This is a genomic window from Curtobacterium sp. LFS084 (assembly GCF_047977705.1).
In the GTDB taxonomy this organism is placed as follows: Bacteria; Actinomycetota; Actinomycetes; order Actinomycetales; family Microbacteriaceae; genus Curtobacterium.
Genome location: NZ_JBFPFM010000057.1, coordinates 1 through 14,567, shown reverse-complemented (window position 1 = coordinate 14,567; position 14,567 = coordinate 1). Strand labels below are relative to the sequence as shown.

At 72.8% G+C, this 14,567-nt stretch carries 13 protein-coding genes; 7 read left to right on the top strand and 6 right to left on the bottom strand.

Translation table 11 applies throughout. From position 1 onward, the window contains the following. Nucleotides 1-62 precede the first annotated feature (62 nt). Together ACNQOV_RS17400 and ACNQOV_RS17395 are read right to left on the bottom strand one after the other, a co-directional pair. Complete coding sequence (locus tag ACNQOV_RS17400) at nt 63-716, bottom strand: spermidine/putrescine ABC transporter substrate-binding protein (protein WP_416396124.1); 654 nt, start codon at nt 714-716, stop codon at nt 63-65. A 72-nt stretch (nt 717-788) separates the two neighbouring features. Next, a complete protein-coding gene (locus ACNQOV_RS17395; protein WP_416396122.1) occupies nt 789-1,742 on the bottom strand; it encodes a DUF3097 domain-containing protein in 954 nt (317 codons plus the stop codon). Nucleotides 1,743-1,822: 80 nt separating this feature from the next. Between ACNQOV_RS17395 and ACNQOV_RS17390 the strand changes: the two genes are divergently transcribed. The 7 genes from ACNQOV_RS17390 to ACNQOV_RS17360 all read left to right on the top strand — a co-directional run bounded on the left by ACNQOV_RS17390 (nt 1,823) and on the right by ACNQOV_RS17360 (nt 10,129). After that, a complete protein-coding gene (locus tag ACNQOV_RS17390; RefSeq protein WP_402264339.1) occupies nt 1,823-2,872 on the top strand; it encodes a zinc-binding dehydrogenase in 1,050 nt (349 codons plus the stop codon). Between the two features lie 183 nt (nt 2,873-3,055). Continuing rightward, nucleotides 3,056-4,297, top strand: coding sequence for an ROK family transcriptional regulator (locus ACNQOV_RS17385; protein WP_022905603.1), 1,242 nt, complete (start codon nt 3,056-3,058; stop codon nt 4,295-4,297). A gap of 158 nt (nt 4,298-4,455) precedes the next feature. Beyond that, on the top strand, nt 4,456-5,811 hold the full coding sequence (locus ACNQOV_RS17380; protein WP_416396119.1) for an extracellular solute-binding protein: 1,356 nt from the start codon (nt 4,456-4,458) through the stop codon (nt 5,809-5,811). Next, nucleotides 5,811-6,851: a carbohydrate ABC transporter permease gene (locus tag ACNQOV_RS17375; RefSeq protein WP_416396117.1), complete on the top strand. Its 1,041-nt coding sequence runs from the start codon at nt 5,811-5,813 to the stop codon at nt 6,849-6,851. The genes ACNQOV_RS17380 and ACNQOV_RS17375 overlap by 1 nt, the downstream gene beginning before the upstream one ends. Beyond that, complete coding sequence (locus ACNQOV_RS17370; RefSeq protein ID WP_022905599.1) at nt 6,851-7,744, top strand: carbohydrate ABC transporter permease; 894 nt, start codon at nt 6,851-6,853, stop codon at nt 7,742-7,744. The genes ACNQOV_RS17375 and ACNQOV_RS17370 overlap by 1 nt, the downstream gene beginning before the upstream one ends. Before the next feature lie 7 nt (nt 7,745-7,751). Continuing rightward, entirely contained in the window at nt 7,752-9,056 is a 1,305-nt protein-coding gene (locus ACNQOV_RS17365) for a 6-phospho-beta-glucosidase (protein ID WP_402264351.1), read from the top strand. After that, on the top strand, nt 9,044-10,129 hold the full coding sequence (locus tag ACNQOV_RS17360; RefSeq protein WP_416396114.1) for an N-acetylglucosamine kinase: 1,086 nt from the start codon (nt 9,044-9,046) through the stop codon (nt 10,127-10,129). Before ACNQOV_RS17365 ends, ACNQOV_RS17360 begins: the two co-directional genes overlap by 13 nt. A 191-nt stretch (nt 10,130-10,320) precedes the next feature. Here the strand turns inward: ACNQOV_RS17360 and gap are convergent, their stop codons facing one another. The 4 genes from gap to ACNQOV_RS17340 form a co-directional block, all read right to left on the bottom strand. After that, complete coding sequence (gap, locus tag ACNQOV_RS17355; RefSeq protein WP_416396112.1) at nt 10,321-11,325, bottom strand: type I glyceraldehyde-3-phosphate dehydrogenase; 1,005 nt, start codon at nt 11,323-11,325, stop codon at nt 10,321-10,323. Nucleotides 11,326-11,451: 126 nt separating this feature from the next. Beyond that, nucleotides 11,452-12,402: a GlxA family transcriptional regulator gene (locus ACNQOV_RS17350; RefSeq protein WP_416396110.1), complete on the bottom strand. Its 951-nt coding sequence runs from the start codon at nt 12,400-12,402 to the stop codon at nt 11,452-11,454. Nucleotides 12,403-12,430: 28 nt separating this feature from the next. Beyond that, complete coding sequence (locus ACNQOV_RS17345; protein ID WP_083858084.1) at nt 12,431-13,153, bottom strand: methyltransferase domain-containing protein; 723 nt, start codon at nt 13,151-13,153, stop codon at nt 12,431-12,433. Beyond that, a complete protein-coding gene (locus tag ACNQOV_RS17340) occupies nt 13,150-14,340 on the bottom strand; it encodes a type III polyketide synthase (protein WP_416396108.1) in 1,191 nt (396 codons plus the stop codon). Before ACNQOV_RS17340 ends, ACNQOV_RS17345 begins: the two co-directional genes overlap by 4 nt. Between the last annotated feature and the right edge of the window lie 227 nt (nt 14,341-14,567).

Genomic DNA, 14,567 nt, shown 5'->3' with positions numbered 1-14,567 from the left:
CCGCGCCGCGCCGCCGCGGACCCCCGCCCACGCGCCGCGCCGCGCCCCCGCCGCACCCCGCGTCAGAACAAGCCGGAGCGGGGCGCCTCCTCCGGGCCGTCGAGCCCGCGGAACATGTCGGACACGAGCGCCTCGATCTGCGGCTCGACCAGCCGCTCCACGGCCTCGGCGATCCGCGGACGGTGGTCGATCAGCGCCAGGCACACGGCCGTGCCGGTGGCCCGTGCGCACTCGTCGGAGAGCTCGATCTCGTGCCGGAGTGCCGCCTTCGCCTCGTCCGACAGCGGCTCGCGCGGCGCCTGCTCCGCAGCCCCGGTGCCGGTCAACTCGCCGAGCGTGAACAGGAACGGCTCCCCCGGTGAGGGCTCGGGGTCGACGTCGAGTCCCTGGAACTCCGGCTGCAACCCCTCGGTCGGTTGGTACCCGGCGTGCCGCTTCCGCGCGTCCGCCCGCTCGAGCTCGCGCTGCAGCAGCGGCAGGTTCTTCGCCGTGTAGTCGTCGACGGCGTCCTCGATGATGGTCGAGATGCGCCCGATCAGCGCGTGCTGGACCGCGTGCGGCACGTCCGGTCCGAAGCCCGCCGCCGAGGCGATCGGCGACCCCGTGCACTTCCGACAGATCCGGGTGCGGGGCCGCGCGGTGCCGATCTGCCACCGTGGCAGCCAGCGCAGCCAGACCTCGACAGCGCTCCGCACGCGTCCGTCGATGCCGTCCATGCCCCAACAGTAAGCCTGGAGGCGCGGATCACCCCCGCCATCCGGCGCGCGCGCACGAAACGGTCGGGTCCGTCAGCCCGTCGGTTCCGTCACGAAGTCGATGAGTTCCTCGACGCGGCCGAGGAGCTCCGGCTCCAGGTCGGCGAACGTGCGCACCTGCCCGAGGATCCGCTGCCACGCCCGGGCGATGTCGGCCTGCTCGGCGGCGGGCCAGCCGAGCGCCTGGCAGATGCCCTTCTTCCACTCGATCGAGCGCGGGATCGTCGGCCACGCCTGCAGCCCCACGCGAGCGGGCTTCACGGACTGCCAGACGTCGACGAACGGGTGTCCGACGACGAGCACGTGCGCGCCCCACTTCCCGCGCATCACCGCGTCGGCGAACCGGGACTCCTTCGACCCGGGCACGAGGTGGTCGACGAGCACCCCGACGCGACGGTCGTGCGTCGGCTGGAACTCGTCGAGCACGTCGGCGAGGTTGTCCACGCCGGAGAGCTCCTCGACGACGACGCCCTCGACGCGGAGGTCGGCTCCCCAGACCTTCTCGACGAGCTCGGCGTCGTGCTTGCCCTCCACCATGATCCGGGAGGGCAGGGCCATCCGCGCACGCTGCGACTCCACCGCGAACGATCCGGACGCGGTGCGGAGGCGACCGCCGTCGGAGGCGTGCCGCACCGCCGGGGCCGAGCCGCGCCTCCCGGCACCCGCACCACCCGCCGGGCCCGCACCGGCACCCGCACCCGCACCACCCGCCGGGCCCCGCCGCCCCACCGGCGCCTGCGGGCGTCCGAGGGTGACGAGCTCGCCCTCGAGCAGGAACTGCCCGCCGAACGGGAACGAGCGGGTGCGCCCCTTCCAGTCCTCGAGCTCGACGGTGCCGGCCTCGAGCCGGACCACGGCGCCGGCCCAGCCGGTCACGGGGTCCTCGAGGACCATGTCCCGTTCGAGCGGCACCTGCCGCACCTTCTGCACCCCGCGCGAGCGCCAGTCGCCCGAGAGCACGTCACTGCCGTACCGGTCGTCGTCCACCCGCACGAGGGTACTGTCGTCCTCGGCCCGGACGACGTCGACGGGCCGGACACCCCACCATCTCGACGGAAGGCCCACCCGTGCGCGCTGCCATCATCCACGCCCCGAACGACATCCGCGTCGAGGACCGCGACCAGCCCGAGCTCCTCACGCCGAAGGACGCCGTCGTCAAGGTCGTCGCGGCGTGCGTGTGCGGCTCGGACCTCTGGCCGTACCGCGGCGTCACCGAGACGAAGGCGGCGCACGGGATCGGTCACGAGCTCGTCGGCGAGGTCGTGGCGGTCGGCGGCGACGTGCACGACCTGCACGTCGGCGACTTCGTCATCTCCCCCTTCACCATGAACGACGGCACCTGCCAGGCCTGCCGCCACGGCATGACGACCGGCTGCGAGCACCTGTCCGGCTTCGGCGGGAAGGACGCCTACGGCGACCCGGTCGGCGGCGCGCAGGCCGAGTACGTCCGCATCCCGGACGCGGCCGCGACGCTCGTCGCGGTCCCCGGCCCGGTCGACCCGGCGCTCGTGCCCTCCCTGCTCACGCTGTCCGACGTCTTCTCCACCGGGCACCACGCCGCGGTCTCGGCGGCGGTCGGTCCGGGCAAGACCGTCGTCGTCGTGGGCGACGGCGCGGTCGGGCTCTCCGCGGTCCTGGCCTCGAAGCGGCTCGGCGCCGAGCGCATCATCGCGATGAGCCGGCACGCGGACCGCCAGGCGCTCGCCCGCGAGTTCGGGGCGACGGACGTCGTGTCGGAGCGCGGCGCGGAGGGCGTCGCGGCGATCCGTGCGCTGCTCGGCGGCGACCTGGCGGACTGCGCGGTCGAGGCGGTCGGCACCGAGGAGAGCATGGACCAGGCGCTGCACTCGGTGCGTCCGGGCGGCAACCTCGGCTTCGTCGGCGTCCCGCACGGGGTGCCCACGATCGGCACGCGGTACCTCTTCGACACGAACATCACCGTCGCGGGCGGCATGGCCCCGGCGCGGACGTACATCCCGGAGCTGCTGCCCGACGTGCTCTCCGGCGCGATCGAGCCCGGTCGCGTCTTCGACCTCGAGCTCCCGCTCGACGAGGCGGCCGAGGCGTACCGGGCGATGGACGAGCGCCGGGCGATCAAGGTGCTGCTCCGCCCGTAGGCGCGGCACGCTGGGCCGGGAGGCGCGTGGCGGGCCCGACCCGCGCCTCCCGGCCCGCGATGCGCGCGTCCAGGGCCGCGATCCGTGCGTGGACGGCGGCTCGCGTTTCGCGCAGCAGAACGCGTGTTTCGAATCGGTAAACAAACCTTTCAGTAAAGAAGGTTGTCCGTTACAGTCCTCGACATGACCACTCGAGGACGCACCCCCGGCCAGCCCGGCCTCCTCCGTGTGCTCAACGACCGCGCGGCGCTCGAGCTCCTGCTCGACGACGGGCCGCTCACCCGGAACGAGATCGCCCAGCGGACCGGACTGAGCAAGCCCACCGCTGCCGAGATCATCCGGCGACTCGAAGCAGCGGCACTCATCCGAGAAGCCGGCACCGCACCGCAGGCCGGTCGCCGCGGTCCGAGCGCCGTCGTGTACGAGGCGATCACCGACCGCGACCTCGCGGTGGCGGTCGACGTCCAGCTCGTCGACGTCCGCAGCACCGTGGTGGACGCCGCCGGCCGGACCTTCCCGGTCGCGACCCACACGATGTCCCCGACCGAGATGCGCGCCCCCGGCGCCGACATCGTCGCCGCCGCGATCTCCCGTGCGGCCGCTGCCGCCGGCGTCGACCCCGACCTCGTCACCGCGGTCGCCGTGGGTGTCCAGGCGAGCGTGGACCACGCGACCGACACCCTCATCTTCACCGACGGGCTGCCCGGCTGGCCCCGCGACCGGGTCGCCGCGACCCTGTCCGCCGCGCTCGGGGTGCGAGTCGTCATCGAGAACGATGCCAACCTCGCCGCCATCGCCGAGCGCAACATGGGCGCGGGGCGGACCCCGGGCTCGTTCGCCCTGTTCTGGATGGCAGAGGGCCTCGGCATGGCCCTCGACCTCGGCGGCCACCTGCACACCGGCGCCTCCGGGGCCGCCGGCGAGATCGGCTACCTCGGCGTGCCCGCAGCGGCTCGCTCCATCGACCCGACGGCCACGATCGTCGCGGACCTCATCTCCGAGTCCGCGATCATCGCCCTCGCCGCCGAACACGGGATCACGGCACCGGACGGCACCGCAGCCGACTGGCGCCAGGTGCTCCCGCAGCTGCCCGGACTCCCCGAGCAGCACCCGTTCACCACCGCCCTCGGCGAGCGAGTCGGGCACAACGTGCTCCCCGCCCTCGCCGTCGCCGATCCCGAGACGGTCGTGCTGCACGGCCCGACCGGGATCGCGGGCGGACCCGCCCTGGCCGCCGCCGTGACCGCCTGGCTCCGGACCCGCACGCGCTGGTCCACCGCCGTCGTGGCACCCGGCGTCCCCGACACCCCCGTCCTGCACGGTGCGCGCCACGTCCTCATCGACGTCGTCCGCACCGCGCTCGCGGACCGGCTCGAGCGCATCAGTGACGATGTGCCCGCGCCGGACCCCGTCGAGCGCCCCTGACCAGCACCACCCCACCCGCACCACTCGAGGCACCACAACCCGGCCCTGTCCCAGGGCTCTTCGGCGCGCCCGGAACCGGTGCCGCACGCTCGGATCCGTCCAGCGTGCGGCACCGCGACCGCACCGCGTCGGAGCGAGACCAGAGAGCGAGTACCGCAGTGTCCCTCCCCCAACCGAACGTCCCGCGCCGGACCGTCCGCCGCATCGTCACCGCGACGGCCGTCGCCGCGGTCGGCGCCCTCGTCGTCGCCGGCTGCAGCTCCGGCAGCAGCGCCGACTCGATCGACAAGACCGCGCCGAAGGAACTCACGGGCACCGTGTCCCTCTGGCACTTCTTCACCGGGCGCGAGGCCGGCGTCGTGAAGAGCGCCGTGGCCGGCTTCGAGAAGGCGAACCCCGGCGTCACGGTGGACATCCACGCCGGCCAGGACGACGAGAAGCTGCAGAAGGCGATCTCGTCCGGCCAGAACATCGACGTGGGCCTGTCGTACTCGACCGCCATCGTGGGCAGCTTCTGCTCGTCCGGTGCCTTCCGTGACCTCTCGCCCTACATCGAGCGCGACAAGGTCGACCTGTCGGACATCCCGAAGGCCGTGCGGTCGTACACGCAGTACAAGGGCACCCGGTGCACGCTGCCTGCCCTCGCCGACGTCAGTGCGTTGATGTACAACAAGCCGCTGCTCGAGAAGGCCGGGATCGACGCTCCGCCGAAGACCCTCGACGAGCTGAAGACCGACGCGCTGAAGCTGACGACGTACAACGCCGACGGGTCGATCAAGCAGCTCGGCTTCAACCCGCTCATCGACTTCTACGAGAACTCCCCCGAGCACTGGGCACCGATGGTCGACGGGTCGTGGCTGGACAGCAAGGGCAACAGCGTCATCGGCACGTCCGCCGCCTGGAAGAAGCTCATCACCTGGCAGAAGGACTTCGTCGACGAGATCGGGTACGACAAGCTCAAGGCCTTCACCTCGGGCCTCGGGCAGGAGTTCGCGGCCGACAACGCGTTCCAGACCGGCCAGGTCGCGATGCAGATCGACGGCGAGTACCGCACGGCGTTCATCAAGGACCAGAAGCCGGACCTCGACTACGGCACCGCGCCGACGCCGGTGATGGACGGCCTCGGCCACTACGGATCGACCTACATCGCGGGCAACGTCGCGGGCATCGCCAAGGGCTCGAAGCACCCCGAGCTCGCGTGGGCGCTGCTCAAGTACCTCTCCACGAACACCGACGCGCAGGTCACGATGGGCAACGGGTTGAAGAACATCCCGACGCTCACCTCGGCGCTGCAGTCCCCCGACCTCGAGGTCGACGAGAACTACAAGACCTTCGTCGACGTGGCGGGCAACGCGGACACGATGACCTCGCCCGGCACCGCAGACGGCGCCGCGTACATCGGCACGTTCACGAAGTTCTGGCAGGCGTACCAGGAGAACGGCGGGAACCTCGACGCCAAGCTCAAGCAGCTCGACTCCGACATCGACAACGCCAACCAGCTGGCTGGTCCGTGATGAGCGTCACCACCAAGACGACCGGCCGGGAGGCGCGGCTCGCCCGCGCCGCCCGGCCCACGGCCCCGACGGGGTCCGGGCCGGTGCCCCCGACGGCTCCACGGCGTCGGCCCCGCTCCGCCGAGTCACGGCGTCGGCTCGTTGCCCTGACGATGCTGGCGCCGGCCCTGGCGGGCCTCGTGATCTTCTTCGCCTACCCGCTCGTCGCATCGGTGTTCTACTCGTTCACCCGCTACAACCAGCTGCAGGAACCCGAGTTCGTCGGCCTGCTGAACTACCGGTTCCTGTTCACGCAGGACCCGCAGATCGGCCCCGCGGTCGTCAACACCATGTGGTTCGTGGTCATCCTCGTACCGGTCCGGATCGTCTGCGGCCTGCTCGTCGCGGGACTCCTCAGCCGGGCGAAGACGGCCACCGGGTTCTGGCGGACGCTGTTCTACCTGCCCGCACTGGTGCCGCCGGTCGCGAGCGTCGTCGCGTTCGTGTTCCTCTTCAACCCGGGGACGGGTCCCGTCAACCAGATCCTGCGGGTCTTCGGGATCGACGGGCCGCTGTGGTTCAACGACCCGGCGTGGTCGAAGCCCTCGCTCGTGATCATGGGCGTCTGGGTGATGGGCGACATCATGATCATCTTCCTGGCGTCGCTGCTCGACGTGCCTCGCGACCTGTACGAGGCGGCGTCGCTCGACGGTGCGAACGGCGTCCAGCAGGTGCGGCACATCACGCTGCCGACGATCGCCCCGGTCATCGGCTTCGCGGTCGTCACGGGGGTGATCGCCGCACTGCAGTACTTCACCGAGGCGGCGGTCGCGTCGGGCGTCGCGAGCGGCAAGGCGACCATCGGGGGCGGGACCGCGGCGCAGCTCGGCTACCCGGGCACCTCGCTCCTGACCTACACCGAGCTGCTCTACCAGCACGGTTTCGCGAACTTCCAGTTCGGCTACGCGTCCGCGATGGCCGTGGTCCTGTTCGTCATCACCGCGATCGTGCTCGTGCTCACGATGCGCCGGATCAGCGTGTTCCGACCGGAGGAGTCCTGATGACCGCCGTCTCCCAGTCCCCGCTCGCCCGGGCTCCCCGCGGCGCGGCACCCGGTGCTGCTCGCGGCCCGCGCCGGAGCGTGCTGCTCTGGATCGCGGAACACGCGGTCCTCGTGGCACTCGGCGTGCTGACGATCGCCCCGATCGTGTTCGTGGTCCTGACCTCGCTCATGTCGAGCAACCAGGCACTCACCGCGTCGATCCTGCCGCGCCCGTTCGACTTCTCGAACTACGGCCGGGTCTTCACCGAGCTGCCGCTCGCGCAGTGGTTCGGCAACTCGTCGATGTACGCGGTGCTCGCCACCGCGTTCATGCTGGTCAGCTCGGTCCCGGCGGCGTACGCGCTCGCCCAGATCCGGTTCCGGGGCGCGAACCTGGTCTTCACGGTGATCATCGTCGCGATGCTCCTGCCCCCGCAGGTGACCGCGGTGCCGGTCTACGTGATGTGGTCCGAACTGCACCTGACCGGCACGCTCTGGCCGCTCATCCTGCCGAACCTGCTCGGCGACGCGTTCAGCATCTTCCTGCTCCGTCAGTTCTTCATGACGATCCCGAAGGAGTACGGCGACGCCGCCCGCATGGACGGCTGCAGCGAGTGGGGCGTGCTCTGGCGGGTCGTCGTGCCGATGGCTCGGCCGGGCATCGCGTCGGCGGCGATCTTCATGTTCTTCCACTCGTGGAACGACTACTACGGCCCGCTGCTGTACGCGTCCGAGAACCAGGCCGCCTGGCCGGTGGCGTACGGGCTCGCCACGTTCCGCGGCCAGCACGGCACCGACTGGTCGATGACGATGGCGATGACCGTCGTCGTCATGGTCCCCGTCGTCGTCATCTTCTTCTTCGCACAGAAGGCATTCGTCGAGGGCATCGCGCTCACCGGCGTGAAGGGATAGCACCACAGTGAAACTCGCAGTCATCGGTGGCGGATCCACCTACACCCCCGAACTCGTGGACGGCTTCGCCCGGCTCCGCGACCAACTGCCCATCGACGAGCTCTGGCTCGTCGACCCCGACCCCGTCCGCCGCGAACTCGTCGGCGGCGTCGCGAAGCGGATGTTCGCGCACGCCGGTCACCCGGGCACGATCCACGTCACGGACGACGTGGTCGCCGGGGTCAGCGACGCGGACGCGGTGATGTTCCAGCTCCGGATCGGCGGGCAGGCCGCCCGGCACCAGGACGAGACCTGGCCGCACGAGGCCTGCTGCATCGGACAGGAGACCACCGGACCCGGCGGGTTCGCGAAGGCGCTCCGCACGGTCCCGGTGGTGCTCGAGTACGCCGAGCTCGTCCGGCAGCACGCCAAGCCGGACGCCTGGATCGTCGACTTCACGAACCCGGTCGGCATCGTCACCCGGGCCCTGCTCGAGGCCGGCCACCGCGCCGTCGGCCTGTGCAACGTGGCGATCGGCTTCCAGCGCCGCTTCGCGGAGGAGTTCGACGTCGCGCCGTCGGCCGTCCGGCTCGACCACGTCGGCCTCAACCACCTGACGTGGGAGCGCGGCGTCCACGTGACGGACGCTTCCGGCGAGCGCGACGTCCTGTCCGAACTGCTCGCTGCCGACACCGGCGCCCTCGACCGGATGGCGGAGAGCGTGCACATGCCGGCCGACCTCATCCGGCTGCAGCACGCCGTGCCCTCGTACTACCTGCGCTACTTCTACAGCCACGACGTCGTGCTCGAGGAGCAGCTGCACGCCCCCACCCGGGCAGAGGCCGTCATGGAGACCGAGCGGGCCCTGCTCGCGAAGTACGCCGACGCGTCCGTGGTCACGAAGCCCGCCGAGCTCGAGCAGCGCGGCGGCGCGTACTACTCCGAGGCGGCGATCGACGTCCTGTCGTCGATCCTCGGCGACCGTGGCGACGTGCAGGTGCTCAACGTGCGGAACGACGGCACCTTCCCGTTCCTGCCGGACGACCACGTGATCGAGGTCCCAGCACGCGTCACCCGTCAGGCGATCACCCCGCTCCCCGTCGCGCCGCTCGACCCCGACATGGTCGGGCTCGTGTCGGCCGTCGCCGGGTACGAACGCCTCGCGCTCGACGCCGCGGTGCACGGCGGTCGCGACCGGGTGCTCCGGGCGATGTGGGCGCACCCGCTCGTCGGGCAGGTCGACAAGGCGGAGCGGCTGACCGACCTGCTCCTGGCCGCGAACGCCGACCACCTGCCGTGGACCCGATCGGAGCAGCTGACGTGGGCGGGCTGAACCGCACCGCGTCGGGGGTTGCTCGGATCGTCCGGCCGCCGGCTCCCGTCCCACCGGATCCGACCGACGTCGTCCTCGCCGTCGACGGCGGTGGCAGCAAGACCGACGTCGTCGCGATCGCGCTGGACGGCTCGATCGTCGGACACGCTCGCGGACCGGGGTCGAACCCGCAGACCCGCGGCTGGGACGTGGCCGGCCCGATCCTCGACGACGTCCGGGCACGGGTCGTCAGCGGGCTCGGCGACCGTCGGATCCGGACGACGCACGTGTACCTCGCCGGGCTCGACCTGCACGACGAGCTCGTCGCGGCGACCGAGGCGCTGGCCCACTGGGAGGCGGACGGCGGCGCACCGCACGTCCTCGACAACGACCTGTTCGCGCTCCTCCGCGCGGGGACCCTGTCCCCGGACGCCGCGGCGGTCGTCTGCGGCACGGGCATCAACGCGCTCGCGGTCCGGGCCGACGGCACCACGGCGCGGTTCCCGGCCATCGGCGACGTCTCCGGCGACTGGGGCGGCGGCGCGTACCTCGGCAACCGGGCGCTGTGGCACGCGGCCCGGGCGGACGACGGCCGCGGACCGGCGACGGCCCTCGTCGGCGCGGTCCCGGCGGCGCTCGGTCTCCGCAGCGTCCGCGAGGTGACCGAGGCGATCCACTTCGGCCGCCTCGACCAGCGGGTGTTCAACCGGCTGTGCCCCGTGCTGTTCGAGGTCGCCGGCGCAGGTGACTCCGTGGCGCGCAGCGTCGTGGAACGCCAGGCGGAGGAGATCGTCCTGCTCGCGGCGGTCGCCCTCGAACGACTCGGCCTGGGCGGTGCCGCGGCCGGCCCGGTCCCGGTCGTCCTCGGCGGTGGTGTGCTCGCCGCGCGGGACCCGCTGCTCGTCGAGGGGGTCGTCGACGGCCTCGCTGCCCGGGTGCCCGGCGCGGTGCCGACCTGGGTGACCGATCCCCCGGTGCTCGGCGCGGGGTTGGCGGCACTCGAGTCCGTCGGGGCCGACGCCGCCGCGCTCGACCAGTTCCGGCAGGCGGTGCGCTCCCGGGCGTTCGCGAGCACCACGGCGCTGATCCGCTGACGCGGCGGCGGCGCCGCCGCCGCGCGCCGCGCAACCGGCGGATTTCGCGCTCAGCGACAGTTCACGGCCGCCCGATCGCGTGAACTGTCGCACAGCCCGAAACGCGACCGCGACCGCGACCGGAACGTGACCACGACCGGGCTGGAGGCGCGGTGCCAGCCCGCACCGCGCCTCCAGTCCGACCGGACGCGCTACCCGCGGGCCAGCATCCCCAGCGTGTCGACCACGCGGTTCGAGAAGCCCCACTCGTTGTCGTACCAGGCGACCACCTTCACGTGGCGGCCTCCGTCGACGCGGGTGAGCAGCGAGTCGAACACGCTCGACTCCGGCCGGCCCGTGATGTCCGTCGACACGAGGGGGTCCGCCGTGTAGGCGAGCACCCCCTGCAACGGGCCGGAGGCCGCCGCGCGGTAGGCCGCGTTCACCTCGTCCACCGAGACGTCCCGCGACACCACCGTGTTGAGCTCGACGATCGACCCGACGGGCACCGGCACGCGGATCGCGTCGCCCGAGAGCTTGCCGTCGAGCCGGGGCAGCACGAGGCCGATCGCCTTCGCCGCCCCGGTCGACGTCGGCACGATGTTCACTCCGGCGGCACGGGCCCGGCGGAGGTCCCGGTGCGGGCCGTCCTGCAGGTTCTGCTCCTGCGTGTAGGCGTGCACCGTGGTCATGAAGCCGTGCTCGATGCCGGCGAGGTCGTCGAGGACCGACGCCAGCGGCGCGAGCGCGTTCGTCGTGCACGAGGCGTTCGAGACGACGGTGTGCACGGCGGGGTCGTACACGTCGGAGTTGACGCCGTACGCGATGGTCGCGTCCGCCCCGGTCGCCGGAGCGCTGATGAGCACACGTCGTGCGCCGGCGGTCAGGTGTCCCGCGGCTGCGTCACGGGCGGTGAACCGGCCGGTCGACTCGAGCACGACCTCGACGCCGAGGTCGGCCCACGGGAGCTCCGCCGGCTCCCGCGATGCCAGGACGCGGATGCGCCGTCCGTCGATCACGAGCGTGTCACCGTCGACCTCGACGGTGCCGGCGAAGGGTCCGAGCGCGGAGTCGTACCGGAACAGGTGCGCGAGCGTGTCGGGTGCGGTGAGGTCGTTGACGGCGACGACCTCGAGGTCGTCTCCTCCTCGGGCGATGAGGGCACGGAGGGTGTTGCGGCCGATGCGGCCGAAGCCGTTGATGGCGATGCGGGTCATGTGGATGTCCTTTCGTTCCGCGGTCCATGCTCACGGGCCCCCGGGCACGGCTCCAGTGGCTGGGGAGCCAGTGTTCGAAAGGATCACGCCAGCACCGCCGGCGCGGGCGCGGGCCCGGCGACGCGGTCAGTCCTGGAAGGTGCGCCGGTACGCCGTCGGCGAGGTCCCGAGGATCCGCCGGAAGTGCGTCCGCAGGTTCGCGTCCGACCCGAGTCCCGCGCGCACTGCGACCTGATCGACAGCGAGGTCCGAGCGTTCGAGCAGTTCCCGTGCCAGGTCGACGCGAGCACGCAGCACCCACTGCATCGGCGTGTACCCGGTGTCCTCGACGAAGCGCCGCGAGAACGTCCGGGGCGAGACCCTCGCGTTCCGGGCCAGCACGTCGAGCGTGAGCGGGTCGGCGAGGTGTCGCACCGCCCACTCGCGGGTCTCGGCGAAGACGTCCCCGAGGGGCTCCGGCATGCTCCGCGGGACGTACTGCGCCTGTCCGCCGCTCCGGTACGGGGCGCTCACGAGCCGCCGTGCGACGTGGTTGGACAGCGCGACGCCGTGGTCCTGCCGGACGATGTGCAGGCACAGGTCGATGCCGCTGGCCGCGCCGGCGCTCGTCAGCACCGACCCGGCGTCGACGAACAGCACGTCCTCGTCCACGTCGACCCCGGGGTAGCGGTCCCGGAGGACGCGCGTGTAGTGCCAGTGCGTGGTCGCCCGTCGGCCGTCGAGGAGCCCGGCCGCGGCCAGTGCGAACGCCCCGGTGGAGATCGCCGCGATGCGGACCCCGCGTTCGTGGGCACGCCCGAGGGCGGCCACCACGTCCACGGGCGGCGGCGTGTCCGCGGGGAACCGGTAGCCCGGCACGAAGACCGTCTCGGCCCAGTCGAGCGCGTCCAGCCCGTCATCGACCGCGTACGCCAGCCCGTCTCCCCCGGCGATGCGTCCCACGCGGGGACCGCACACGCGCACCTCGTACGGCATGCTCGGCCGGTTCGAGAAGACCTGCGCCGGGATCCCGACGTCGAGCGGCTTCGCACCGTCGAGCACGAGGACCGCGACACGGTGCAGGTGGGGTGCGGCCATGCAGCGACGCTAGCGCTCCTGGCCCGCCTCAGGCGTCGCGGATCGCGAGCACCCGGTGCGGCGACGCCCGTTCCGCGCTCCACCCGGCCGGCAGCACGTCCTGGAGTTCCGGGAGGGTGAAGCTCCGACGGATCGACCGCAACCCGTCGACGCGCACGAACGTCCCCGCCGCGACGAGTGTCGAGCCGACGGCGTACGCACGGTAGGCCGATCGCGACCGCCGGATGTCCGAGTGCAGGCTGCGGCTCGACGCGAGCTGCTCGGAGTCGGCGAGGAACCCCTGCCGCTCGGCGTCGCCCAGGTGGTGCAGCACGTGGTTCGACACGACGACGTCGAACCGCTCCCCCGCGGCGACGAGTTCCGTGCTCGACTGCTGCCGGAACGTGACACCGCGCGGCGTCGAGCGGGTCGCCGCCTCGATCGCCCGGGCGTCCGGATCGGCGCCGACGACCTCGACGTCGAACCCGTCCGCAGCCGCCCACCGCACGAGCGCCCGTGCCAGGTCGCCGCCGCCGCAGCCGAGGTCGAGCACACGGCCGCGCCCACTCGCGGGCAGGGCCGGTGCGACGTGCGTCCGCCACACGGACCGCCACCCGCTCACCAGCGCGTTCACCACCGCGAAGCGTCGGAAGGTCCGCGCGAGGACGCGCGGATCGCAGTCCGGGTCGTCCATGAGTTCGCGGAGGTCGCGTGCGCGTGTGGTCAGGTCGACGGCCGGGAGGCGCGGGTCGAGACCGTCTGTCCGGCTCACGGCGTCCCGGCGATCGCCGGTTCGAGCGGGTCGCCCTGCGATCGCGATCGTTCCGGCGCCTGCGATCCCTCGAGCGCGGCCGCCCGGAGGGGTGCCGTGGTGCTCCCGACGGCCGTGAGGCGAGCTGCTTCGACCGTGAGGCCCGGCCCGAAGGCCAGTGCGACGACCGGCGCACCGTCGGCGATGCCGTCGTCGAGCACCTGCCGGAGGACGAAGAGCACCGTGGCGCTCGAGACGTTGCCGTGGTCGCGCAGCACCGTCCGGCTCGCGGCGAGGGCGGAGTCGGGCAGCCCGAGGGCGACCTGTGTCCGGTCGAGGATCGCGCGCCCGCCCGGGTGCACGGCCCAGGTGGGGATGTCGACGGCCGTGGCGCCCGCGGCGGACAGCAGCGGTGCGACGGCCTCGGCGACGGTCGCCCCGACGAGCTTCGGGACCGCGGTGCTGAGCACCATCTCGAACCCCTCGTCGCCGATGTTCCACGCCATCTCGGACGCGCCCTCGGGCACCACCGTCGTCGCGAAGTCGTCGAGGCGCAGTCCAGGACCGTCGGCGGTGACCACCGCGGCCGCCGCCCCGTCCCCGAAGACGCTGTTCGCGACGATCTGGTCCGGGTCGTCGCTCGCGCGGACGTGCAGGGTGCAGAGTTCGGCGCAGACGACGAGCACCACCGCCGACGGCACCGCCTCGACGAAGGCGGCCGCGATGCGGAGTGCAGGGAAGGCCGCACAGCACCCCATGAACCCGATGTGCTGGCGGAAGACGGTGCGCGGGATGCCGAGTGCGGTCACGACGTCGAGGTCGGGTCCGGGTTGGGTGAACCCCGTGCACGAGACGGTCACGACGTGGGTGATCGACCCGGCGCTGACACCGGCGCGCTCGACGGCGTCGCGGGCGGCCGCCACGAACAGGGCCGGGGCGAGTTCGCGGTACCGGTCGTTCCGCGTGCCCGTCGACGGTGACCGCAGCACCCCGAGGTCGTCCCGGAACGCTCCGGCAGGTCGGGCGGCGTCGAGTTCGTCGAGCACGGTGTGCCGGTGGGCCACGGCGGAGGCGTCGAACGCCGCGGGGACGAGCCGCCTGCCGAGTCGCCCGAGGTCGGGCTGCGACGCGAAGAGGTCACGCACCGCAGCCTGCTCGAGTGTCGTCTCGGGGACGGCGGTACCGATGGCGCGGATCGTTGCGGACACGACTCATCCTGTCACCGGGTCGCTGACGCGTCCCCAGGTTGTCGCCCGGGTCCGGGCCGTCGACGGACGGGAGGGGGGGCGGCCCCCCCCCCCCCCCCCCCCCCCCCCCCCCCCCGCCCCCCCCCCCCCCCCCCCCCCCCCCCCCCCCCCCCCCCCCCCCCCCCCCCCCCCCCCCCCCCCCCCCCCCCCCCCCCCCCCCCCCCCCCCCCCCCCCCCCCCCCCCCCCC